Source organism: Cyclobacterium lianum, assembly GCF_900143075.1.
Classification (GTDB): Bacteria; Bacteroidota; Bacteroidia; order Cytophagales; family Cyclobacteriaceae; genus Cyclobacterium; species Cyclobacterium lianum.
In genome coordinates this window covers 316,819-341,381 of the sequence record NZ_FRCY01000005.1, presented here as the reverse complement: position 1 = coordinate 341,381, position 24,563 = coordinate 316,819, and the positions used below count along the sequence as shown (strand labels likewise).

Sequence of the window (24,563 nt, the reverse complement as noted above, 5' to 3'; positions counted from 1 at the left end):
CGGTGCTGATTCCCCGGCAGCTTCAGTACTTTTCTGATACTCAGGTCATGTACCTGTGGGTTTTCGGTTTCAGATGGGCTGGATGACGATGTTTCCTGAACTTATCTTGCCCCTGATGGTTGGATAATCTCCGTTCTGGATGACAAGAGATTTGGCCTTTGACTGCCGGTCAATGCGGATATTACCCGATCCTGCACGCAAATCAAAATTGAAGGCATTAAAATCACTTGCCGTGCTGATTTGAATATTGCCTGAAGATCCACTGAATTGGGTGGATTCACCGAGGCCTGCATGGTTGGCTTTGATGTTTCCGGATGTAATTTCAAGGTTACCCAATTCTCCTACCCTGTCCAGCCGGATATTTCCTGAAGTGAGCCCGGCATTCAATAGACCGGATATATTTTCGGCCTTTAGCTGGCCACTCGTAGCTTTAAAATTGAGGTTGCCCTCTATGTTTGAGAGGGAGGCATTTCCCGATGTCAGCCTGCAGGAAACATCTCCTTTGATATTTCGGAGATTCAGGTTGCCGGAGCTGCCATTTATCCAGACCGCTCCATGCAGGTTGGATGCATTGATCTGTCCTGAGCTTACCTCCAGGTGGGTTTCATCGGACCGGATACCAGAAACAGCCAGGGAACCCGAACCGCTCTTGATGTCCAATAGCATATTGGCGGGACCTTTCAGGTGGATGTGCTTTTTCGATGTCCAGTTTTCCCGGGGAGGATCATAGGCGATTTTTAAGGTATTGCCTACCGTTACCATCAGCAAAGACTTGTCGGTGTTCTCATTTGGTCCAAGCTTTGCTTCAAGATGTATCTCATTCAAGCCTTCCTGGCCTGTATAGTCGATAGCGATACCACTTGATTTGATTTCCAGCTTCTCAATTCCCGAAAATGTTTTTTCGATAAGATCCTGGGCCTGAGCTGAAAACATGCTTATTACAAACAAGATGGCCAGTGAGAGGTAAATTTTTATGTGTCTTTTCATAGCAAACAAGAGATTAAATTAAAATACTATTCCGAAACTGAATGGGTGCAATTCCGGACTGAGTGAATTGTGAAAAAGAGGATTTAAATCGTAGGTCGTATAAAAGGTGATGCTTTTAAAACCGACTTCTCCCCTGATGCCGTACCTGAAATTATTCAGGTAACTTCCTGCGGGTTCTTTTTCTTTTTTCCGGCCGGATCCACCGATTTCCCGGTAGACGAATTTACTTCGTCCGCCAAGGCGATAGCCGGCATATGGCCCCACGCCTATGCGCAAACCATTTCTGCCGTTGTCGTTAATTTTGCCGAAATCCAGCTTAAACATGGTGAGCACATTGAGGTATGAGGCGGATATCTTGCTTTTAAATCCATTCACATCGGTCCTGTTGACCAGGCTAATGCCATCTTCCGAACCGATGGCCTGGTACCTTGGGTTATCCAGTTTAAAATTGTACCAACTCGCTCCAAGGCCAAAATCCCAATAGGCACCTTTTGTCAGCCTTTGACTTGCCATCCAGTGAAAACCTACATTCCAGCTTCCCCATCCTTTGGGACTAAATGCCGATCCGGCACCAGGTATCGTGCCCTCCTGGAAGTAGCTATTGATGCCCAGATCCACGTTGAGATGGGTTCGGAACGGGGGGTCTTTTTTCTCCCTGGGGCTTGTTTCCATTTTTACCCTGGTCCTGTCGCCGGTTTCATCCACGATGATCTTGTACCTGCCAATACTCACTTCAGTTTCTCCCACATTTTCATAGATGCTTACGATCTCTTTATTACCGTCCTTTTGCTTCATTTCTATGACAGTAACTACCCCCTCGCTTTCCGTTTCGGGAATATTGAGTTCTTTGATAATCTGGTTGATATCCATGCTCTTCAGTCGCTCAAAGTCTTCTGGGTTATCAATAAGGAATACCACTTTACCCGACTTACCGAATTCGACAATTATGCTATCATTTACCGGCTTTTCTTCCTGGAAGCCTGTTTTTCCAAATGTTAGCTGCACAAGCGCCATTAATAAAATGGCAATCAGATACTTTTTCATATTTGATAGTGTTTGAAAATTGTTATTTTTTTTCTCTTTTGGTATTCAGTGAGGCAAAAAGATTGTTTTTTGCATCCTGCAAGTCGCCGAAGCCCTGGTCTAATTTGCTGAAGAAACCTTCGATTTTATCTTCCAGCCCATCCACCATTTTCGCTTTGTCGGGTTGTATTGCATAGCCCCTGGATACTACTCTGACGGTGTACGGTTCGTCAGTTGCTGTAGGCGCTGTTTCAGATTTGTCCGGTTTCAGTTCCAGCGACAAGTCAATGTCCGGGATAGGGATTAACTCCACTCGCTCAGCCAATAGGTCCGTGGGGGGCTGAAGGGCCATTTCCTGTTCTCTCTGACTTGTCTTTGCCTGCCCCGGTCCGCTGGAGGCAGGTCGGTCGCCAGCTCCTTTTCCGATGGTTGGCTGGACATCGGCAGGGGGAGCTTGCGTTTTTTCCTGCAGCTCCTCCGCTTCAGGGTCAATGGGCAAAGGCGCGGAATCGGGAATCTGATGGGGCTCGGGTACGGAGCTTGAATGCTCATCATTAAGAACGCTTTCCCTGAGATCCTGCGAGACGGGTTCCGTTACCTCAGACATATCCAATTGTAACAAGAACCAACTAAAACCCAATACCAGCACAGCCACCGCAGCCCAGCGTTTCCATAACATCAAAACCGGCTTATTTTTCTTTTCCAGTTTCTCGGAAATTTTTTCCCATACCCAATCATCCGGACCGATCTCGTGCTTCGAGAGTGTCTGCCGGATTTTCTTCTCCATATTATTGTTCCTATCCTTCATTCTTTTCCTCGTTTTGTAAATTGGGTTTCAGTTTTTGCTGCAGAATCATCCTGGCCCGGCTCAATTGCGACTTGGATGTACTTTCGGAGATATCCAGCATTTGCGAAATTTCCCGGTGTGAATAACCCTCGATGGCATACAGGTTAAAAACCGTTCTGTACCCGACAGGGAGGGCTGAAATGATTTGAAGCAGTTCTTCTGCGCCAAAATCCCATTGTTGCGTATGGAAATCCCTGCAGTCATTGTGCATTTCCAATTCTACTTCCATGCGTAAATTTTTATTGTTTCGTAACGTAAGTAAGGCCTGATTTACCATGATCCGTTTCATCCAACCTTCAAAGCTACCTGCATTCTTAAATTGAGGCAGGCTTTCGAAAATTTTCATAAAACCCTCCACCAATACATCCTGGGCCAGATCTCGATTTTTTACATACCGGATGCAGATGGGTAGAAATTTGCCGGAATATTGACCGTACAACTCCCTTTGGGCCATTCTTTCCCCCTTAAGGCAGGCATTGATTAAGTCTTTTTCTTCCGTAAATCTGTTCTCGGCTGGCATTATAAATGGCTTTCAATTGAGTAGATGCATTTGCTCCCGGGAAGGTTGCATGCCAGGTTGAAATTAGTTAAAAAATTTTTTCAACTTGAGAGAAAAATCAAGAAAGGTCTGAAAAACAACCCATTACAGTTACCTGGCTGAGTTCGTTTAATTCAAAAAGTGTAAGATCGAAAGATGGCTTAGTCGGACTTTTCTTCATTGTTGCCATTTCCAGCAACAATGAAGAAAAACCTGTTAATTTTTGAGCATTCTCCAAGGGTTTACCCACCCTGTTATTGTTATTTCGTCCGGAGAGTGCTGCGAATTTACCAAGCATTGGATTCATACTAGTAAGCTGCCTTGTAATCGACCTTAATGCGCATGTTCGTCCATTTCCCTTTTTCCACCGTCAAGGGGTTGATATAGCTGTCCAGATCAAATACGTTTGCGAAATATCCGGTTTCTTCTACCGTGAAAACGGAATACCTGCCCGGTGGAAGCTCAGTCTTGAAATAGCCTTTTTCGTCAGTTTCAATTTCTGCAACCAATGGAGTTTCAATATCTCCAAAAAGATAATCTCCAAGACTTGCCTGGTTGATATGAGTAAGCTGGTGAATTCTAATAGTCCTTTGGACCGGAATTCCGCGCTCATTTTTGGCAGCCTGAGCATTGCTTTCAGCAAGTTGCGGCATTTGATTTCCGGCTATCCAGGTTACTCTGCCCTCGACACCTTCTGTTTTCCCCTTAGCATAGCTGTCGGTATTGTCCGATTGATTGTTTTCTTTGTTCTCACCGGATGTACCAGCTCGATTTTTCGCAGACTTACATGAATACAGACAAGCCGAAGCCAGGAGTCCGAAGAGGATTATTTTACCAAAAGTTTTCATAAAAAATATTTCGAATATTATAGTTAAACCATCGAACTATTCGTAAAAAGGCACAGGCATTCATCCATTAAATTCCTGTAAACAATTCAAATGATTCCAGATAATAGGGGCAAATGCAGTTCCATCCCATTTTTTCTCTCAATATTCCGGCCAGTTTTTCGCTGGCTTCTTTTTCCCCATGTACCATAAAGGCAATTTTCGGTTTTGAGATAAAATTTTCGCACCATTGGATCAGTTCGGTCTGATCAGCATGTGCCGAAAGACCGTCGACAAAATGAATGTTTGCTTTTACAGGTACATCAATTCCATAAATCCGGCACATTTTATCGCCGTCGAGGATTTTCCTGCCCCGGGTACCTTCCGGCTGGTAGCCTACGAATATTACGCTGTCATTTTCGTTTGGAAGGCGGTGATAAAGATGGTGTAGGATTCGTCCGCCGGTAGCCATTCCACTTGCAGAGATGATGATGGCGTCACCCCTTATGTGGTTCAGGCTCATGGATGCCTCCTGATCCCGGTAATAGTGCAGGTTTTTGTGAGCGAATGGGTTTGAAGCCCGATCTTCCAGTGAAGGGCCGAGGTGGTGGTAATCCGGAAATTTTTTGTACAGGCCTGTCACATCTATGGCCATGGGGCTGTCTACATAGATGGGGATCTGCGGAATCAATCCTTTCTCCTGAAGGCGATGCAGGTAGTAAAGAATCATTTGCGTTCTCCCTACTGCAAACGAGGGTATCAGGGATACCCCTCCATTCTGATAGGTAGTGCGGATCAGATCAGCCAGCTTCCTGTCCAGGTGTTCGGATTCGTTGGTCCTGTCTCCATAAGTGGATTCCAGAAAAACTATATCTCCAAAAGGGATTTCGGCAGGAGGGTTCAATATAGGATCCCGAAAACGTCCCAGGTCTCCGGAGAAAATAAGTCTCTTTTCCTGGTAATCGCCTTTGATTTTTAATTTTAAGATCGACGCGCCCAGAATATGGCCTGCGTTATAGGCGGTCAGGCTGATGTTTTCACTGAGCTTTACTTCTGTTTCAAAATTGATCGGCTGCAATAGCGGAAAGACCCTTTCAGCATCTTTTTCGGTAAACAGTGGTAAAGGTTTTTCATGCCTGGAATATCCCTTTCTGGCCGCAAATTTAGCTTCTTCTTCCTGCAGTTTGCCAGCATCCAAAAGCAGGATCTTTACCAGTTCCATAGTAGGCTCCGTACAAAAAATCTGGCCTTTAAAACCTTCCCTGACAAGTTTGGGGAGATAGCCTGAATGATCAATGTGGGCGTGGGTCAGCAGTACCATGTCCACCTGATCAGGTGGAGTAGGAAAGCTATCCCAATTTCGAAGTCTGTAGTCTTTGAGGCCCTGAAACAAACCGCAATCAATGAGTATCTTTAATCCAGCTACATCCAGCAAAAACCTGGAGCCGGTCACTGTCCCGGCTCCACCTAAAAACTTGATTTTTACATCCATCTAATTTCCCCTTCTTTTTATTTTTGAAAGTTAGGAAAAATCAGCTTTCAGACACTGATTATTGCATAAAATACGCGTCCTGAAACCTACTTCTTGACAGACTGTCCGTCGGAGATTGTCGGTGGTCATTGATACAGTTCAGGCACAATAGTCCATCTTCATTGTATACCCAATGGTGTGTACTTCCTAAATCCCGGGATTTGTATCCATGATGAGACAGGGTGTTTTTCAGAATCGGCAGCAATGTCCGGTCCAACACAAAAGGCGTGTTCATCGGCAGATAGAGTGTCTGATTCAGTTGTTGCATCCGAAACCTGGCCTCATTTGGGAAGGTAAGTACCTTGCTGAATAGCATGGTGCTGTCCACCATCTGAATGGTGTAATTTACTGATGATGCATTGGCTATAGCATCCTCACGGTTTGCTCCCCGGGAAGAAAACCGCTGTTCCAGATAAATACTGTCTTTGTCATGGCTTCTTATCTGAAGACGGACCAAACCCCAATCCTGATTTTCCAGAATATCGTCTTCTGCCTTGATTACCAAAGTGCCGTCGGGTAGTGGCATCTCCTGATTTACCGGATGAACGGCCTCAGACTTAAATTGACTGATGATTTTCGGTGCCTGAAATGAACATATCAGGATGCTCAATATCCAGATTCCGAACATTACAAACCCGAACCGGCCATCTATCAGGTTTCTTTTGATCAGTACACTCAAGCCTAGGATCACCAGAGCAATGCTGGGAATCAATACGATGACGGCGGCAGCTATAGCCAACCATATAGGAAACAACTCGGCCAGCGATTCAATGGGAAACCCATCCAGGACGTGATTCCAGCCACTTTGACTCAGCAATTCTGAGTACAACCCGAGAAATGCCAGTGGAACAATGAGTAGAATCATGCCAAGGAAAAATATGAGCAGACCGAAAATCACACGCACCACGGCCAGTAAAAATCTCCCAAAAGGCCCAAGGGCTTTGCCTATTCCATTGATGACCCTGCCTGCAAAGCGAAATGGAGCAAGCACGATTGATTTCGTTCCGGATTCTTGTTGGGTCTTTTCCGTTGAGAGGTTCTGCTGTATGGTGTTTTCTATATTGCTGAGGGTAATGGCGCCTCCCTTCATTTCGATTCGTTCGGTGATGGATTTGGCCATCGGGGTGATGATCCATAGGATAAGGTACAGCACAAATCCGGAACCTCCGGCAAACACCAGACCTACAAATGCAAGTCTCATCCAGATGACATCAATGTTGAAGTATGCGGCCAGGCCACTACCAACCCCTCCCATTACCCTATCATCCGGGTTTCTGTAAAGTTTTTTGATGTTTTTGTCCTCTGGTTTTTCGTCAGAAACCGGCAGAATGATCCAAAGCAGGATGTATGCTGCCACTGTCCACCAGCCAATGGCCATTCCCAGATGCAAACCATCAGGGAAAAAGGGATTGGGGAAGGTGTTGAAATTAAGCCCCCCGCTGAATATCAACAATATGGCGATGAGTCGGGTCCATAGTGGGTCAATAGACAGGTAATTGGCAAAACCGGCGCATACTCCGCCCAAAATTTTTGAATGGGTAAGTCGGGTTAATTTTTTGTAGCCCTTTCCGGACTGCTGGTGTGGGGGGGTAATGTATTTGTAAAAATCATTTTGCTCGCCCTCAGCACTGTTTTCTTCCTGCAACTCCTGTTCCACCGCTTTGAAATCAGCTATGGTGCCCATCTTGTCAATCAGGTTGCTTACATTCTCCGCCGTAATGACCTGTTTGTTGTTCTTCAGATTACTAAGAAAAATTTCAGCAATCCGGTTTTCTATATCCGTGATGATTTCCTGGTTGTCTTCATAGGTGGAAAAATGCTGGTTAATGGCATCCAGGTAATGCTTGAGTGCAGTATATCCGTCTTCCTCAATGTGGAATAATATGCCGCTTATGTTTATGCTAATTGTCTTTTTCATGATCTTCTATGGCTAAGGTTAAGAAAATTAAGTTTAATAACCTGTGTGCTGCTATGGTTTTTTTTGATGGTTAAGTATTTGATTCACGGAGTTGTCCAGATCAGACCAGGTTTTATCCAGTTGTTTTAGAAATTCATTTCCTTCTGGTGTGATAGAATAGTATTTCCGTGGAGGTCCGGTTTCCGACTCTACCCATTTGTAGCTGGCAAGTCCTGAAGTTTTTAATCTGTTAAGTAGCGGGTATAAGGTGCCTTCGACGATGATCAGCTGGGCATTTTTCAGCTCGTCGATCATATCTGTGGCGTATACCTCACCCCTGGCTATGATGTGTAGAATGCAGAACTCTAATATACCTTTCCGCATTTGGGTTTGGGTGTTTGAAGCTTTCATTTTCTCTGTATTGATAAATTTCGCGACTAAAGCCGGTTTTCTTTTCTGATTTTTATTCTTGTACAAGAAAAACAATACCAATTTTTAAAAAGGTACCTTGTATAACCGAATTCTATATTTGACTTAGCTGTGTGTTGGGCGAAAAAATGCATTTAAATGCATTATAAATGTATTGAAGTACAAATTAATAGCGAGTAACAAACATAAATTTTTATTCCCATGTGTAACGCAGGTAGCGATATTTTCAGCAATTGTGAAAAAGAACGCTGCTGGCGAACAGTTATATGTACGTTTGTGAACAGTACATCAAAATTGGGTGGCAAATTTTTTAATAGCAGCATATTTCCATTGCATTTTTCTTTTTACTTTGCACCAGCATTATTATTTAAGCTTATGATTGTCAGGGCCAATTTTTGTGTGTTGCTGGGGATTTTGTTGTTTGGATCCGTCAAAGGACAGGGAATCGCCCCCAAATATTCCAATGAGTTCATGCATATCGGGATAGGAGCCAGAGGTCTGGGCATGGCCGGTGCGCAGGTGGCTGCGGTGAGAGATGTCACTTCCGCTTACTGGAATCCTGCAGGACTGATAGGGGTGGGCCACAAACATGAGTTTGCGCTCATGCATGCGGAGTATTTTGCCGGGATAGCCAAGTTTGACTACGCCGCCTATACCACCAATATTCAGGAGGACAATCAGATAGCATTATCTGTGATTCGCTTCGGCGTGGATGATATACCGGACACCCGTTTTTTGTACGATGCCAACGGAGCGCTGAATTATAACAATATTCAATTTTTCAATGCGGCCGATTATGCCCTTTTGCTCAGCTATGCCAGAGATGTCAGCGACAATTTTAAAATGGGGATCAATACCAAAATTATCCACAGAAATGTGGGGAAGTTTGCAAAAGCCTGGGGCTTTGGTCTCGATTTTGGAGCCATTTACCTCTTGCAGGATTGGAGAATTGGATTGATGGCAAGAGACGTGACCACTACTTTCAACGCATGGTCTCACAATGCCGCCCTGGTGCGGGAGATTTACTCCCAGACTCAAAATGAAATTCCGGTAAATAGCATCGAACTGACGCTTCCCAGGGCCACACTGGGCGTAGCCAGGCAATTCGAAATCACCACTGAGATCAACATGCTTGCTGCTTTAGATCTGGACTTTACCTTTGACGGACAACGCAATAGCCTGTATGGCAGCGAGATTTTTAATATTGACCCTAAGATCGGGATCGAACTCGATTACAGGAAGTCGGCGTACCTGCGGTTGGGTGCCGGCAATTACCAGCGGCTCAATAATTTCGATGGAAGTAAATATTCGAGTATTCAGCCGGGATTTGGCCTTGGGTTTAAAGCCAGTGAAAAAGTATTGATCGATTACGCACTTACGGATATCGGAAGTATTTCAGAAACACCTTACTCTCACGTTTTTAGTATTAAAGTTTCATTGAATCCCTTAGACGACGATTTCAGGATTTACAAGGGTTGGGAAAACAATTGATCTGGTAATGTATAGAGGATTATTCGTTTTGGTTTTTTTGGGTTTATCTTCAATGGCTTTTGCTCAGTCGGGCAATTGGCCAAAATACGATCAGGAATATTACAAAATTCCCACTGCCTCGGATGGTGTTTTTCGGCTTAGTTATACGACCCTTTCGGCATCCGGCATCTCGCCCGAGCTTGTAGATCCCAGGGAAATTCAGGTATACCATAGGGGGGAAGAAATTGCAGTATTTATCAGTGGTGAAGAAGACGGTGTTTTCGACCAGGGAGATTATCTGGAATTTATTGGCAAACGCAACGACGGCACCTTGGATACTGCGCTGTATGACCGGTCGGAAATGTTGCCCAATCCTTTTTATAACACACATAGCGACACCACGGCTTATTTTCTGACCATTTCCCGGGGAGAACGGGGGAGGAGAATCCCCCTGAGCCGCATCAGCAGTGATGCAGCCCCAATTTCCGGATATCAGAAAACTGCCCTGATGCATTTTGCAGAACAATATTCGCTGGGCAAGGTATATTTCCCCGGAGTAAGGTTATCTAAGTACGATGAAGGACAGGGCTGGACATCCGCTATCGTTACCAAAGGAGCCAGCCGTAGTCTGAATTTCTCGGAACTGGGAAATGTTACTGGACAAAAGCTACCCACACTCGAGATCAGTATCCTGGGTCGATCCGATACCCCTCACCTCAGTGCAGTGAAAGTCGGCCCCTCTGCTGCCGCACTCCGGGACTTGGGGCAGTACGCCTTTGAGGGTTTTCAGAATAAGCTGGTTCTGGAAAACCTACGCGAAACCGATTTTTCTTCCGATGGTAATTTATTCGTCAGTGTCACTTCGTTGGGAGTAAACAATGCAGTAGACAATATTTCTATCAATTTTGCCAGGCTGGTTTACAGTTCGGCAGGCATTGCAGGAGATTTCGAAATGGAAATTTTCACATTCGAAGAAGCAGGAAAAGTGCTTGGTATTCCGGGAGTGAACAGCGAGTATGTGGCTTACGATATATCAGACAGGAATAATCCTGTAAAACAGGTATTAAGCAAAGAAGAAGACCTGCTACAGATACCGACCGGCTCAGCCGGTAGGCCTGGTTCCATCCTGGTACAGCAGCTGAGTCAAGTGAAGGAAGTAAATGTGATGGAGCAGATCCGGTTTCGGAATTTGCTCGCTCAAAATGCCGATTTCCTTATCATTTCCCATAGTCTGCTCAGAAGACCGGCGAGCAATTACGGCGATCCGGTAGGCGCATACGCTGCCTACAGAGCAACCCCCGCCGGAGGAGCATTTGATACGCTGACAGTAAACGTTCAGGAAATTTATGACCAGTTTTCTTTCGGTGAAAAGACACCTCTGGGAATTCGGAATTTTCTACGTGAGTACAACAGCCGTTTTCAGCCAGAATACCTGCTCCTGATTGGCAGGGCCTATGGCATGATCAATACCAGAAGGCAGGGTGGGGTTACCTATTTTTACAGGAATAGGCCTTCCCTTTTTGACTTTCAGGAACTGGTGCCGGCATTCGGGTACCCCTATTCAGACAATCGGTTTGTAGTCGGCCTGGATCCGGCAAACCCGTTGGAACAACAAATAGCCATTGGGCGTATACCAGCCAGAACTCCGGATGATGTGGGGGCATATCTGGATAAGATCAAAGAAAAGGATGCTCTCGGTGTATCGGAGCCCTGGCAGAAAAATATCGTCCATCTAAGTGGAGGCAGGTCTGCGTTTGAGTTGGAACGCTTCTTTAACTTTCTAAATGGATTTAAAGCAGTAGCAGAGGATGTTTTTCTCGGAGCAAATGTCGAAACCGTCAGGAAAAGATCAAACGCAACTACCGAACTGATCAACATATCTGATGAAATCAATAACGGCCTGGGGCTGGTCACTTTTTTTGGGCATGCAGCCCCGTCGACTACAGATATTGATATCGGGTTTGCCAGTGTCAATGAAATGGGGTACCGCAATAAGGGCAAATATCCTGTATTGTTGTTGAACGGATGTGATGCGGGCAATGCCTATGGAGATGCTTATACTTTTGGCGAGGACTGGATTGTGACTCCAGATCGGGGAGCGTCAAACTTTCTGGCTCATGCCGATATTGGGATTGATGTGTACTTGCGCCGGTACAGTGAATCTTTTTATGCCAAAGCCTTTGCAGATTCCTCATTGATATACCAGAGTCTGGGAAAGGTAAAAATTGAGGCAGAAAAGCAGCTATATTCCCGATATGGCAGCTCTGAGGTAAACCAAAGCCATGCCAATCAGATCATTCTGTTGGGTGATCCGGCTTCGCGAATGTTCCCCGCCAACAGGGCGGACTATGCTGTTTTTCAGGAAGATGTTCAGTTACAAGGGATCGGTGGACAGGCATTGAATTCGCTATCCGACTCTCTGGAATTGTCCCTACTGATCAGGAATCTGGGCCGAGTTGATTTGGATTCTGTGAGCCTGGATATCAAGAGACAGTTGCCTGACGGCAGTATCCTGGAAGTAGAAACAGGACTACTGGCTCCGGTTTTCAGACAGGATACGCTTGTCATTGCCATTCCGAATTCGGGTATCAGCTCCTTCGGAGACAATGTATTCAGCATTGCGATCAATGCTGACCGGAGCATAGACGAAATGACTTTTTCAAATAATTCGGTGTCTGCATCCTTTTTTGTTCCTTTGAGCGGTACTTTGAATCTTTTTCCGTTGGAGTTTGGCATCGTTAAAGAACCGGAGGTATCCCTCATAGCCCAGATCCCCGGGTTTTTGGACGAGCCGCGAAATCTGGTAATCCAGTTGGATACCGCAGCTGATTTTTCCAGTTCCAGACGGAAAGAGGTGCGGGTGACCACAGATAACCTGGCCACATGGGAAGTGGAGCTTTTTGACAACATCCCGGCCAGCGACTCACTAACCTTCTATTGGCGAACCAGATTTTTATCTCCCAAAGAGGGAGAGGATGCGTCCTGGAATACCAGCAGCTTCTCTTATATCCGCAATGGGCCGGAAGGATGGACACAGCGGCATTTTCCTCAGTTTCTGTCAAATCAATTGGACAATATTAAAATCCATCTGTCGGAAGGGGAGTGGCAATTTCAAGAGACCGCATTAAATATAGATATTTTTACGTTTGGAGCAGATACAGAAGGGTATGAAGTAGAAAATACCCAAATCATGCTAAACGGCGTTTCTTACATACTGGATACCTTTAATCGCTTTTGTCCCAACGGCTCACTAGGATTGATGGCTTTTGATCACCAAACGCTGGAACCGTATTTGCCGGTACCTCTGGTTACCATTGATGTGCTGGATTCCCGCTCCTGCGGAAGGGTGCCACAGGTGATTCAGAGTATACGCAATGTCAATATCACCGGCCCGAATGGTACCATGCTGCTGGATTTTGTGGATGGAATGAAGAAGGATGATTACGTAGTGATATTTTCTGTGGGAAACGTTACCTTTTCGGACTGGCCGGATGAAGCCTATCTCAAAATGAAGGAGCTGGGTGCCAATGAGGCTACGCTCAGAAACCTCCAGACCGGAGACCCCTATATCCTATTTGGCAGGAAGGGCATGAGACCTGGAGAAGCGATAGAAGTCGTTCCAGATACCAATGGGGCCTTGCCAAGGGAATCTCAAATCATCTCTTTCGAAACAGATATCACCGGATATTTTCCCTCTGGAAAAATCCTTTCTCCCAGAATCGGTCCGGCAAGGGAATGGTTCAGCTTCTTCAACGAAGTCAGAAGGAAGGATCTTTTTGACAGCAAACACAGCAATATGGAAATCATAGGAGTGACTCCGGAAGGGGGGGAGGTGTCCCTCTTAAGGGATCTTGATGATAATATTGCCGACCTTTCCCGGTTTGATGCACAAATTTACCCTTATCTGCGGTTGAGGTATGCGCTGCAGGACTTGCCTTCAGAGGCCATGCCCCAACTGGCAAAATGGCAGGTGGATTACACGGGGGTTCCGGAAGGGGTATTGGTCTTGAAGGAAAAGCGAAAAGAATCCCTGCTTCAGGAAGGGGAAACCGATGCACTTGAATTTGAATTTGTGAACATATCCGATCATGATTTTCAGGATTCCATTACCATTTCCTATACGTTTCAAAACGCAGATCAGAGAAGGATTGACCGGGCAAGTAAAAAGATACCCGCAGTAAAAGCTGGAGAGATAGGTACATTTACATTAGATTTTGATTCCCGGGGACGGCCAGGCAATAATTCTCTGAATGTTTTCGTCAATCCGAGGTTATTGACCGAGCAACGCTACCGGAATAATGTTTTGGATCTTCCGGGGTTTTTCAAGGTGAGGGGCGATGATCTCAATCCGATCCTTGAAGTAAATTTTGACGGAAGGAATATCATGAATGGCGATATCGTATCGCCTACAGTACTCATTTCAGCGCTCGTCAGGGATGAGAATAGAATAGCGCTTAAAAAGGACACCCTTGGGATGGAGTTGATGCTACGGAAACCTTGCGAGGGTTGTGATTTTGAGAAGATAAATTTCAGCAGTCCCGAAGTAAAATGGTTTGAAGCCACCGAGAGATCTGACTTTAAACTGGAATACAAGCCAGGACCGCTTCCAGACGGGACCTATACCCTGCGGATCAATGCCACTGATGCCTCTGGAAATGTGGCTGGCTCCGAGCCCTATGAAGTGAGCTTTGAGGTAATCAATGAAAGCCAGATTACCCATTTCTATCCTTACCCAAACCCGTTCAGCAATAGCGTTCGCTTTGTTTATACGCTTACCGGGTCTGAAATCCCTGATGAAATTAAAATCCAGATCATGACCATCAGTGGTAAGGTGGTAAAGGAGATTTTTCAGGATGAACTTGGTCCGGTGAGCATTGGCAATAATATTTCTGCTTATGCCTGGGACGGTAAGGATGAGTATGGCGACCAGCTTGCCAATGGCGTGTACATCTACCGGGTACTGGTCAGGAAAAATGGACAATTTATGGAATTGCGCAGCAGTGCGGGAGACAAGGCATTTAAAAAGGGATATGGCAAAATGTACCTGTTAAGGTAGCGTGTCCAGGTATAAAATGGTGCCTTCGCCTGTCAAAATGGCCGCCACATCGGCCCTTTCGGAAATCCTTTGCCAATATTCATCCGGCGCAAACAGTACGATTACTGCCCTGTCCTCAAGCAGGGCGTTTAAGGCCTGGTCTCGCGCCAGCAAGCTTTCTTCGTTGCTCAGGGCATAGTTTTTTCCTTCAATAAACACCGATGTTGGTAGCACTGGCAGCACTCGTAAGTCCGGAAAGGAAAGCATCAATTTCTGTGGTGCATCTGTACGGATTTCCCTATGGGAGTTTGTCAGTACTTCCTCAATGGTATGCTTGAGTTCGCTGTGATGTGTTTTCTTGGCAATGTGGAGGGAGTATACATCATCTCTCATCCACAATAAGACATGTCCCGTGCAGGTGTGCCCTACGATCAAAACCATCAGGACGATAATTAACTTCTTATTGTTCAATCGGATAAGGGTAATCCAGAGAGACCAGGAAATTACCAGAAGATAGGGAAAAAGTGTTCTGTAATTTACTTCTCTGTAACCGGAATACTGTTGGAAGGCCAGAAAGCAAAAAGTGTAAGTGGCGCCAAAGAGCAAAAGAAGGTAGGTCTTATTCCTCCTTTTATGTTTATTTAAAACAAGGTATGCCAGTAGAAAAGCCGCCCAGGCCAGCCCCAGAATAAAAGCTACTGGTCTCGGAATTGATTGGCCAAGGGTATCGGAAAACACCAGTCCTGCTGTTACCTGCATCCAGCCAGCCAGGTTTTCATATAAAAGGATCAGGTAAGATAGAGGGCCTGTACTGGTATTTTCTTTTGCTGAAAAGTGAAATGCTAGAATATTTTCGGGCAATACCAAGGAATATAGTGTCCAGGACACAATCAGGCTAACGATAACTATAGACCAGCGCCAGTCGCGGTCGATAATAAGCCAGATAAATAGCAGGGGTATCAAAAAGAGGCTATTTACTTTTGTCCACACCATGATTGCGGACAAAACAGCCATCGAAGGAAAATAATACTTTTCATTCTTCTCAGACCAAACAAAAAGATGTAGCCAAACCAATACCTGCAGATAGAAAATACTATCTGCATGAGCACTACCCAATACCCTGAATGACCACCACGAAAACAGGCTTATACCAAACAAAGAGAAGACCATCCATTTATTTTTTTCGGCATGACTGGCTATGGTGTATACAAAATATATAGCTAGCAATGCCGTAAGCAGGTTTAGGACCAAAACCCTGTCGAATATTGGAATAAGAGACAGCGGCAGGTTAGCGAGCAAGAAGGGATAAAATGGAGATAGTGATGCCAGCGGCTCATAATATCCTATCGTGATTTTAAAAAATCCAGTGGTATCTGGAGAAAGATAGGGGCCAAATATCCATGTACTGACTATGCTGACAATAAACAGCATGGCAAATCCGCCGGAAATGATAAAAAAAAAGGCTCCTTTTTTTCTAAAAATTCCAGGTAGATGGACAGGGGTGATTTTTTGCATTGCTGGTGATGCTCAGAGTTTCTTAATCAATAAAGGTATAAAAATTATTATTTAACGTTTTGCAATTTAAAACATTATTTTATAAATATAACAAGTTTTTGTCTTATATTTATGTTTTAAAACAAACAAGGATATTAATATTATAATATAACCTTCATATTTAATTATAGGAAGATCAATTCTTTGTATGTGATAAATTGGTGGGAGCAAGGGAGTTGTATAATGGATTATTTGGTCAGGTCACCGGCAAAATCAGAAAATTTTTTTCTTCGCATAGGCTTTTACTGCCTGCTTGTACTCCATTTGTTCTCAACGTCGGCCCTGGAGGCCCAGACATACGGGGGAGCCACCGCGATATATACCGATCATGGGGGATATTGGACCTCTGGTATTGGCAATATTAGTCCGGTCCTTCCGAATGATTCCCACCATCTGCTAGGGTTTACCTGGCAGGGCGTAGTCTACTCGACCGGAGTCAATGATGGCAGGTTGAGTCTGGAAGGAGTGTCCTTTTCTCCGCAGGTCTATCAGGCTTTTCCGGTCAGGAATATATACGAAAAATCTTCCGGTACTTATATTGGACTGGGCCAGCTATATGATGGGGTAGACAACGGTATCTCGGACCCTCCTCCATTTCCGGTGCCTCCAAACCTGTCCACTTTTCTTACCGATGGACTTCAGGGTCTGGACTATGGTACCGGGGTAGCGAATATCGCCGCCGGGAACGTCATTTTTGATTTTTCGGGGATCATTGACCCTACTCAAATTGGAGACGGGATTCCTGATGTCCTTGTGACCCAATTTGCAGATCCAAGCTCTACACTTGACGAAATATTTCTTACTGACAGCGATGGTAACCTGGTGGGAAATTCACTGACCATCAACCATACAACTGTCAATATCCTTGGGCAATGGTCGGCCGATTTTTATGAATTGGACGGTAATGATGCGGCATTTGTAAAAAGCCCCAGAGATCTGCGTTTGTGGGTAGCAGACCTTGAGGCCTTTGGTATCAATTTGGGCAATTATGAAGAGGTGAGGAGTTTGAGGTATCGGCTTAATGGAAGCAGTGATATTGCTTTTGCCGCTTACAAAGTAGGCGTGTTTGACATTGTTGCTGCGAATAACGACCAGGGAACTACCAACCAGGAAGAGCCTGTGGTATTGGATGTACTGACCAATGACCTGCCCGCAGATATATTGGACCCATCCGAGTTGAGTATTTTATCTCCACCCGCAAATGGTACCCTTACCATCGATTCGGTGACCGGCCAAATATCCTACTTGCCTGATCCCGAATTTTTTGGTACAGATCAATTTACCTATCAAATCTGTGGTGAGGGAGGCATGCAATGCGATGAAGCCATTGTTACCATCGAAGTAAATCAGGTTACTCTGCCCCTAAAGTGGTTGAAGTTTACCGGCACAGTGATGGCTGATCGGGGCGTATCTCTCTACTGGACTACCGCATTTGAAAAAAATACAGCTTATTTTGAAGTTCAGGTTTCTACAGATGGAAGATCATGGCAATTGCTGGACCGTATTGCGGCCTCTGGTTTTTCCAATAATGCAATAGATTATGCTCATTTTTTCCCCCTGCTCGGCGAAGGCAGGGTTTTTGTCAGGTTAAAGCAAATCGATTTGGATCAGCGTGAAGCGTTCTCCGAAGTACTCGGCCTGGATTTCAACACAAAGGCAGGTAGCAGGTTTAGGGTGTTTCCAAACCCTGCAGATATGGTATTGCGTGTGGAAGGGCTGCCAGATCAGGGGTTTGCAATCAAAGTGTTTGACGTGAGGGGTGAAGACAAAACACATTTGATAAACAGAATTGAAGCAAATACTTTTTTTGTCGACCTGGAGGTCGGCCGCCTGGATCCTGGTATTTATGTACTGACCTGTGGTGGGAGGAAGCTTAAATTTCAAAAAAGATAATTACTGGCATGCGCTGCCAGCTTCTGATAGTCCAGCTTCTAATAGTATGGGATTATTTTGTATTTTTATCGATTGGAGTTCATCAGGCTTTGTTTGGGTTTGGGAGCAGGTTCGAAAAGAATGGAAGATCAGTAAACAATATTATCCGCATGAAAAAAAACAGAAGAAGTTTATTGAAAGCTATTGGTTTAGGTTCTATAGCAGCAATAGGTCCCTCCGCTACCTTTGCCCAGTCCAAAGCGGCAGGTCGATTCAGCTATTGTTTAAACACCAGTACCATCAGGGGGCAAAGGCCGGGATTGAAAAAATATATAGAAATAGCTGCCAAAGCCGGATATGATGGGATTGAGGTTTGGATTGAAGATGTTAAAAAGTACCTTGCCGAAGGCAATGAGGCCGCTGACCTGAAAACAATGGTTGCAGATCATGGACTCAGGGTGGAAAATGCCATTGGTTTCGCTCCCTGGATGGTAGCTGACGAGCAGGAAAGCCAGGCCGGGTTTATGCAAATGAAAGAGGAGATGGAAATACTGGCAGCTATAGGTTGCCACAGGGTGGCTGCACCCGGTGTAGGAGCAAAGGCTCCGGTAGATCTGATGCTAGCGGGAAAACGTTATAAGGCCTTACTGGCGCTGGGAAGAGAGACTGGTGTGATGCCGCAACTGGAGTTTTGGGGAGCATTTGCGCCTTTTCATCACTTGGGTCAGGTGTTGATGGTAGCGGCAGTGGCCGATGATCCCGATACACGTTTGCTTCCTGATGTTTATCACTTGTTCCGGGGAGGGTCGGGTTTTGAAGGTCTGAAGTTGATCAGTGGAAAGGCCATTGAAATTTTTCACATGAATGACTTTCCGGGAGACATACCCAGAGAGCAGCAACAAGATAAAGACCGGATTTATCCAGGAGATGGGGTTGCTCCACTTGGACAAATTATCAGGGACCTCAAAGCTATGGGTGGTGATAAGATCCTCTCACTGGAATTATTTAATCCGGGTTACTGGGAACAGGATCCCTTGGAAGTTGCGAAAACGGGACTTGAAAAAATGAAATCAGCGGTGGACTCAGCTTTGGCCTGAGTTGAATGTTTTGCAATGAAAAAAACGCCGGATGGTGACCCCGGCGTTTGAATATGCATTCCTTAATTTCCTCTTCTGGAGCCCGAAGTAGACCTTCTGGCAGGCGCGTTAGCCCTTGTTGCTCTGCTGGATGGAGCAGGAGCTACCCTGGTATTACTACGGCTGCGGTTGTTTACTGAAGGATTACTTTTTCTGGTAGTGCTTCGTATTTGTTGGCTCTTCCGTGCTGAATTTAGGGATCTGTTAACTGAGCTGGACGGCGCATTTTTTCTTATTTCCTGGCGGACATTGCCGGATTTTAATTGCTGAGAATTTGGGGCTGAACTCCTTTGACCTCGTTGCATCCTTTGGGTATTTATGTTCCTGCGTTCAGGAGTTACCCCGGATTGGCTTCGGTTGGTTGAGGAATTTACCCCAGGTGTCACCTGTCTTCTGGTATTGGAAGGGGCGTATGATCTTTGCCTGGTAGACGCGTGAGGTCTGGCCATTTCAGGATCATAGTTTCTTTGCCTGGTATAAGCGGGCTGTGAAATGCTGTTTTCCGGGCCGATATTGTTTTCTCTGCGGGCGGAACGGCTGGGGGAAGTGTCCCTTTCATGCAGGGCTTCCCGTCTTACCGAACTGCGGGCGCTGGTTTCGGGCAGCGATGCTCTATTGCGCGTTTTTGCCCGATTTGCATTGTAATCCCGGGAAGACGTAATCCGCCTTGGCCTCAACTGTTCAGCCCTTGACTGATCATTGCTTCTTATTTCGGGCTTATAAAGGCTCAGCCTATTTCTGTCGATAGTGGCTCTGCCAGGTCTTCTTCCTTCGCTTACCTGGTATACGGGTACATCTCTGCGGGTTACCCGCCGCAATTCAGACCGGCTGGGTCCTGTTATATAGGTTTGGTTATTATATACCCGCGTGTTATTGATGATCGTGGTTTGGTTGTAGATTACATTTACATTTCTACCAGGGAGGTAATACCTGTAGACATTTCGGCTGAGTAGCCTTCTTCTGGGTACGAAGACCCAATGGGCATAAACCGGAAACCTTACCGAGGCATAGAACTGCACCCTTGGTCCTAGCGGAAACCAACCGTAGTATCCTCTTCCGGTCCGCCAGTTTACCCAGGCAGGACCCCATTCGTATCCCGGAATCCACGCCCATCCGTACATGTCACTGAAAAACCATCGTCCATAGTGGAATGGCGCCCAGCCCCAGTCATAGTTCGATACCCATGTATTGCCATAGGTTGACATCACCCAATGTCCATTTGTCCGGTAGGGCTGAAAACCCTGTTCTGCAAAGGGTATCCAGATAAACCCATAGTGCGGGTCTTCAACCCAATCTCCGTAGGGGCTTAACTCATCGTAAAATACCTGGAAAGAAACGGCAAATGGCGCCGCTTTTGCCGAATTTGTACTGGCAGAGTACAGTAAAAAGAAACTTAAAACAAACATACCGGTGTATTTGAACACCTGGGACCGATTACTTAGGGGATTTTTCATGGCACATAATAATTGGTTGTTACCAGTTGATACGTCAATAAACGTACCATGTTGCATATGTCGCTTAAAAAAGAAATATTGTCAATAGATACGACTTAATTCCCAAATAATCATTCGTTATTCTTGCTAAGAAAAGCAATTATTGGTGCAACGCCTATTTCTTTTTCAGCTTGTCAATTTTTGTAGCTATTTCCTCGGCCTGAGTCATCAATTGGTCTGAAAGCGTTCTATCCCGGTGGGAAGCTTGATGTGCTTTTTGCATCAGTTTGCCATATTGCTCCTGTAATCTTTCAATTTCTGACTTCTTCTTGAATAATCCGAACATCGTTTTTATTTATTAACCTTCGGAAGCCACATACTGTTTGAGATCAATCAAAATTCTGGAAAAGATCACTTTCTTCAGGCATTTGCTCGGGGACCACTTCATCATTTTTAAAATTGATCATGTCTTCCAGGTTACCCGACCTGGAATAGTATTTCCAGGGTCCTTCTTTTTTACCGTCTTCCATCCGGCCTTCAGAAGCCAGCCTTCCGTTGTCGTGATAATATTTCCAGGTTCCCTCTGGTTTTCCCGATTGATAGTTGCCTTCCGATTCTTTTTGGCCATTGATATAATAGGTGATCCGGGTGCCGTTACCATCCGTTAGTGTACCGGGATCCAGCGTGCCGGAACCATCGTAACTGTAGTATTCGCTTACATTCATTAACCTGCCGAAGTCCCAGGTTTCCTCCTGAGTGAGTTGTTTGTTGTCGTAAAACAGGCCCCACATCCCGTCTTCCTGACCCAGCTGGTAGCTTCCTACGGATTTAAGTTGGCCGCCATCATAGTAATAAAACCACTGACCTGTTTCATTACCCAATTGATAGCTGCCTTCTGCTACCAAAATTCCTATTTTATTGAAATACTTCCAAAGCCCGGATTTCAGGTCATTTTTATAGGCGCCAATAGCGTACAATTTGCCCTCGGGATAATAGTTTTTCCAGACTCCGGTCCTGAAGCCATTTTCATATTGACCTCTCACGGACGGTCTGCCGTTGCTGTGGTTTTCGACGTAATCACCGACCGGAACTCCAAGATCATAGCTGACCCTTTTGGCCAATGACTTATCTGGGAAGTACTCCTCCCAATCACCTACCGGGATGTCATTTTTGTACCGCTCTACCCTGGCAATCCGCTTGTTTTCATAATAAAAAGTCCAGGTCCCTGTTTTGTTTCCGTCCTGGTCATAGGTTTTTTCGGATTCTACGATTCTGGTGTCCGGAAAATAGCTTGTCCACTTGCCCACTCTCTTCCCTTCAGCAAAACTGCCTTCTTCCTGTATTCTTCCTGACGGGGAAAACCGTTTGAAATCTCCATGGGTCTGGTTGTTTTTATAATTGGCCTCAATGATCAATTCACCATAAGGGGTATACTCCCGGTAGGAGCCATCTCTCAATCCCTCGTCAAAATTTACCTCTACGGCCTCCTCTCCGTTTTCAAAATAGAAAACCCATTCTCCGGTTCTTTTACCATCGGCGTAGTTGCCTTCGGTTTTTACCTGCTTGGGATTGATGTACCCGGCTTGATCCTGATTGCCATAATATTCTTTGTAAGGACCTATAAGGATGCTATCCTGGTAAATGGCCTCCTTTACCAGTGCACCACCCAGATCGAACTCCCGAAAGGCGCCATTTAGTTTATTGTCCTTGTATTCTGCAACGATATGTTGCTGCTTATTGGCGAAATAAATGATCCATTGGCCATCTTTTACACCTTCATCAAAAGTCCCCTGTTGGATCAACGCATTGGTATTGGTATTGATGAATTTCCAAAGGCCATCCATCTTTCCATTGACCATTACACCGTTGCCCATGAGCGTGGAGTCCTTGTTGTAGATGTTTACTACCTGCCCCTGGGCATGTAATAGCGAAATTGAAAAGACCGTTAAAATCCAGGAAAATATATATTTCATGCGTGTTTCAGATCAATTTACAAAGTGATACGGAATGTGTCTGTTACGGGTTCCAATTTACATTATATAGTTAAAAAATTATATTTAGTTTGGAAAAAGTTTAATCATTTTTACCGACTGCTCCGTTTTTTGTGGCCTGTAATGTTATTCAGAGGAGGTAGGTTATTCATTATAGAAAGGGTACTTTCGATTTCGATCTTGATATGCCCTGCCATTTCATTGGCCGAAAGCAAAGGCAGAGACTTCATTAACTGTAGGTGGGAATAGCTTCTGAGGTGCTCCCTTAATTTTTCCTCACTAAAGAGTTTGCTGGGTAGGGTCTTTTTTTGATCGATGATTTCACTGTATCCCCATAAGTCCGACAAACATATCTGATACCGGTTTTTTCCGGCCCATTCTAACAAAGCATGTGCATCACGCAGGCAAGTATGGTTTTTTCCAAAAAAAACAAACATGAACATTCCTCGTCCCCACCAGTTCAGAACGCGTATATTACAGCCTGCAGACGGGTCAAAATCTCGCAGTACATCCAAAACCTGGTAGGGACAGTGTTGCAATTCATTTCCTTTACTGATTTTGACGCCTTTGTTGTTCGGGTGAGCTTGGTTTAGAAAATCTCTGGAGAGTTGATTGGCGGTTTGCGAAAATATATCGGTATACACTTTCTTAGCTGCGCTGATTTTCTCAAAAAGCAGTCTGTCTGTAGTGATGGCGAGCAACTCTTCATAATCAAACATAGTCGTCATCATTTACCAGCGTACAAGGGCAGACGCCCAGGCAAAACCACTGCCGAAGGCAGCCAGGCATACCAGGTCGTTTGGCTTTATTTTTCCCAAAGCAAGTGCCTCGCTTATCGCAATGGGAATCGTGGCTGCTGTGGTATTACCATAGCTCATGATATTGTTAAAAATCTGCCTGTTTTCCAACCCCATCTTTTCCTGCAGGTACTGACTGATTCTGAGGTTTGCCTGATGGGGGATAAGCAAGTCCAGGTCCTGAGCAGTGTAATGATTGGCTTTCAGGGCTTCCTGTACCACCTCGTAAAATCTGACGACCGCATGTTTGAACACAGCATTTCCATTCATTTGCAGATTGAACGATCCGCTGTCAATCAGTTCCTGAGAAACCCTGACCTCTCTGCTGCTGCCGGGATCCCTTACATAGAGCTCTTCTGCATGGTCACCATCTGCATGCAGATGAGTAGAGAGGATGCCTCTCTGTGTATCTGAACTGGCCTGGAGTACCACGGCTCCGGCCCCGTCAGCAAAGATCACAGCACTGGACCTTCCGGCGTCACTCTTGTCGAGCGCAGAGGATTGTATCTCTGCGCCTACCACAAGGATATTGCGGTACATACCGGATTTGATATATTGGTCAGCAATGGATACTGCATACACAAAACCCGAGCAGGCATTCCTGACATCGAGTGCCCCAATACCCTGTAGACCGAGTTCTCTTTGAAGCAGTACTCCGTTACCAGGGATAAAGTAATCCGGGGTGATGGTGGCAAAAATGATAAAATCGATTTCCCTTGTCTGGATGCCTGCATTGTGGATCGCTATTTCCGAGGCAGCTTTTGCCATGCTGGTGACGGTATCCTTACCGGGGGTAAACCACCTTCTTTCTCTGATACCTGTCCGCTCCACGATCCAGGCATCATTGGTATTCATCATGGTAGATAGCTCATGGTTGCTGACGATACGTTCCGGTAGATAATGACCGGCTCCGGCGATGATGGAGTTTTTCATGTTTTGGAAGGCCGCTTTTTGGTTGGCAAGTAGATCATTTTTAATTGAAAAGTCAATTTTGGCATTGAATATGAACTTCACCGGTTGCCAAAGCAGTGTTAATCACCCGAAGCCTATTTTGGATCCGATTTATTTCTCGGTTAAATATTATTAAAAATAGATTATTTACAATCTATTTTTTGAGTTTCATTGCCCGGAAAAAGCATTTTGCAACCAATTCCCGAAATCCTAATTATGATTCGGTGTAGAATATTTTGCCAACACAT

19 protein-coding genes are annotated in these 24,563 nt (G+C 45.2%); 4 read left to right on the top strand and 15 right to left on the bottom strand.

Features of this window, described 5'->3' with window-relative positions:
* Positions 1–69 precede the first annotated feature (69 nt).
* From BUB19_RS10635 to BUB19_RS10595, 9 genes are all read right to left on the bottom strand, one after another.
* Positions 70–987 carry a DUF4097 family beta strand repeat-containing protein gene (locus tag BUB19_RS10635; RefSeq protein ID WP_073094510.1) on the bottom strand — a complete coding sequence of 306 codons (918 nt, stop codon included), beginning with the start codon at positions 985–987 and terminating at the stop codon, positions 70–72.
* Positions 988–1,005: 18 nt separating this feature from the next.
* Complete coding sequence (locus BUB19_RS10630) at positions 1,006–2,031, bottom strand: outer membrane beta-barrel protein (protein ID WP_073094509.1); 1,026 nt, start codon at positions 2,029–2,031, stop codon at positions 1,006–1,008.
* Positions 2,032–2,053: 22 nt separating this feature from the next.
* Complete coding sequence (locus BUB19_RS10625) at positions 2,054–2,818, bottom strand: hypothetical protein (protein WP_073094508.1); 765 nt, start codon at positions 2,816–2,818, stop codon at positions 2,054–2,056.
* On the bottom strand, positions 2,808–3,377 hold the full coding sequence (locus tag BUB19_RS10620; RefSeq protein ID WP_073094507.1) for an RNA polymerase sigma factor: 570 nt from the start codon (positions 3,375–3,377) through the stop codon (positions 2,808–2,810). Before BUB19_RS10620 ends, BUB19_RS10625 begins: the two co-directional genes overlap by 11 nt.
* Before the next feature lie 97 nt (positions 3,378–3,474).
* The gene (locus BUB19_RS10615; protein ID WP_073094506.1) at positions 3,475–3,702 is read right to left on the bottom strand and encodes a hypothetical protein; all 228 of its coding nucleotides are present in this window, start codon (positions 3,700–3,702) and stop codon (positions 3,475–3,477) included.
* Position 3,703: 1 nt separating this feature from the next.
* Positions 3,704–4,243 (bottom strand): peptidase associated/transthyretin-like domain-containing protein, encoded by a 540-nt coding sequence (locus BUB19_RS10610; protein ID WP_084097177.1) that lies wholly within the window; start codon positions 4,241–4,243, stop codon positions 3,704–3,706.
* A 67-nt stretch (positions 4,244–4,310) separates the two neighbouring features.
* A complete protein-coding gene (locus BUB19_RS10605; RefSeq protein ID WP_073094505.1) occupies positions 4,311–5,711 on the bottom strand; it encodes an MBL fold metallo-hydrolase RNA specificity domain-containing protein in 1,401 nt (466 codons plus the stop codon).
* Positions 5,712–5,769: 58 nt separating this feature from the next.
* Positions 5,770–7,668: a PspC domain-containing protein gene (locus BUB19_RS10600; protein ID WP_073094504.1), complete on the bottom strand. Its 1,899-nt coding sequence runs from the start codon at positions 7,666–7,668 to the stop codon at positions 5,770–5,772.
* A gap of 51 nt (positions 7,669–7,719) precedes the next feature.
* Positions 7,720–8,058 carry a PadR family transcriptional regulator gene (locus BUB19_RS10595; RefSeq protein ID WP_073094656.1) on the bottom strand — a complete coding sequence of 113 codons (339 nt, stop codon included), beginning with the start codon at positions 8,056–8,058 and terminating at the stop codon, positions 7,720–7,722.
* A 393-nt stretch (positions 8,059–8,451) separates the two neighbouring features.
* On the opposite strand from BUB19_RS10595, the gene BUB19_RS10590 reads away from it, so the two are divergent.
* The gene (locus tag BUB19_RS10590; protein ID WP_073094655.1) at positions 8,452–9,567 is read left to right on the top strand and encodes a putative type IX sorting system protein PorV2; all 1,116 of its coding nucleotides are present in this window, start codon (positions 8,452–8,454) and stop codon (positions 9,565–9,567) included.
* A gap of 7 nt (positions 9,568–9,574) precedes the next feature.
* Positions 9,575–14,602 (top strand): putative type IX secretion system sortase PorU2, encoded by a 5,028-nt coding sequence (gene porU2, locus BUB19_RS10585; RefSeq protein ID WP_073094503.1) that lies wholly within the window; start codon positions 9,575–9,577, stop codon positions 14,600–14,602.
* Here porU2 and BUB19_RS10580 read toward each other — a convergent pair.
* Positions 14,594–16,096, bottom strand: coding sequence for a hypothetical protein (locus BUB19_RS10580; RefSeq protein WP_073094502.1), 1,503 nt, complete (start codon positions 16,094–16,096; stop codon positions 14,594–14,596). The two genes, porU2 and BUB19_RS10580, sit on opposite strands and share 9 nt — an antisense overlap.
* A 222-nt stretch (positions 16,097–16,318) precedes the next feature.
* Here BUB19_RS10580 and BUB19_RS10575 point away from each other — a divergent pair, with 222 nt between their 5' ends.
* Both BUB19_RS10575 and BUB19_RS10570 read left to right on the top strand, forming a co-directional pair.
* On the top strand, positions 16,319–18,028 hold the full coding sequence (locus BUB19_RS10575; protein WP_073094501.1) for an Ig-like domain-containing protein: 1,710 nt from the start codon (positions 16,319–16,321) through the stop codon (positions 18,026–18,028).
* Between the two features lie 149 nt (positions 18,029–18,177).
* Entirely contained in the window at positions 18,178–19,104 is a 927-nt protein-coding gene (locus tag BUB19_RS10570; RefSeq protein ID WP_073094654.1) for a sugar phosphate isomerase/epimerase family protein, read from the top strand.
* Positions 19,105–19,166: 62 nt separating this feature from the next.
* Here the strand turns inward: BUB19_RS10570 and BUB19_RS10565 are convergent, their stop codons facing one another.
* The 5 genes from BUB19_RS10565 to BUB19_RS10550 form a co-directional block, all read right to left on the bottom strand.
* Positions 19,167–20,549 (bottom strand): DUF6600 domain-containing protein, encoded by a 1,383-nt coding sequence (locus BUB19_RS10565; protein ID WP_073094653.1) that lies wholly within the window; start codon positions 20,547–20,549, stop codon positions 19,167–19,169.
* A gap of 202 nt (positions 20,550–20,751) precedes the next feature.
* A complete protein-coding gene (locus BUB19_RS23960; protein WP_143156002.1) occupies positions 20,752–20,922 on the bottom strand; it encodes a Lacal_2735 family protein in 171 nt (56 codons plus the stop codon).
* A 43-nt stretch (positions 20,923–20,965) separates the two neighbouring features.
* A complete protein-coding gene (locus tag BUB19_RS10560; RefSeq protein ID WP_073094500.1) occupies positions 20,966–22,549 on the bottom strand; it encodes a toxin-antitoxin system YwqK family antitoxin in 1,584 nt (527 codons plus the stop codon).
* Between the two features lie 110 nt (positions 22,550–22,659).
* Positions 22,660–23,286: a hypothetical protein gene (locus tag BUB19_RS10555; RefSeq protein ID WP_143156001.1), complete on the bottom strand. Its 627-nt coding sequence runs from the start codon at positions 23,284–23,286 to the stop codon at positions 22,660–22,662.
* 12 nt (positions 23,287–23,298) lie between these two features.
* On the bottom strand, positions 23,299–24,297 hold the full coding sequence (locus BUB19_RS10550) for a 3-oxoacyl-ACP synthase III family protein (protein WP_073094652.1): 999 nt from the start codon (positions 24,295–24,297) through the stop codon (positions 23,299–23,301).
* Between the last annotated feature and the right edge of the window lie 266 nt (positions 24,298–24,563).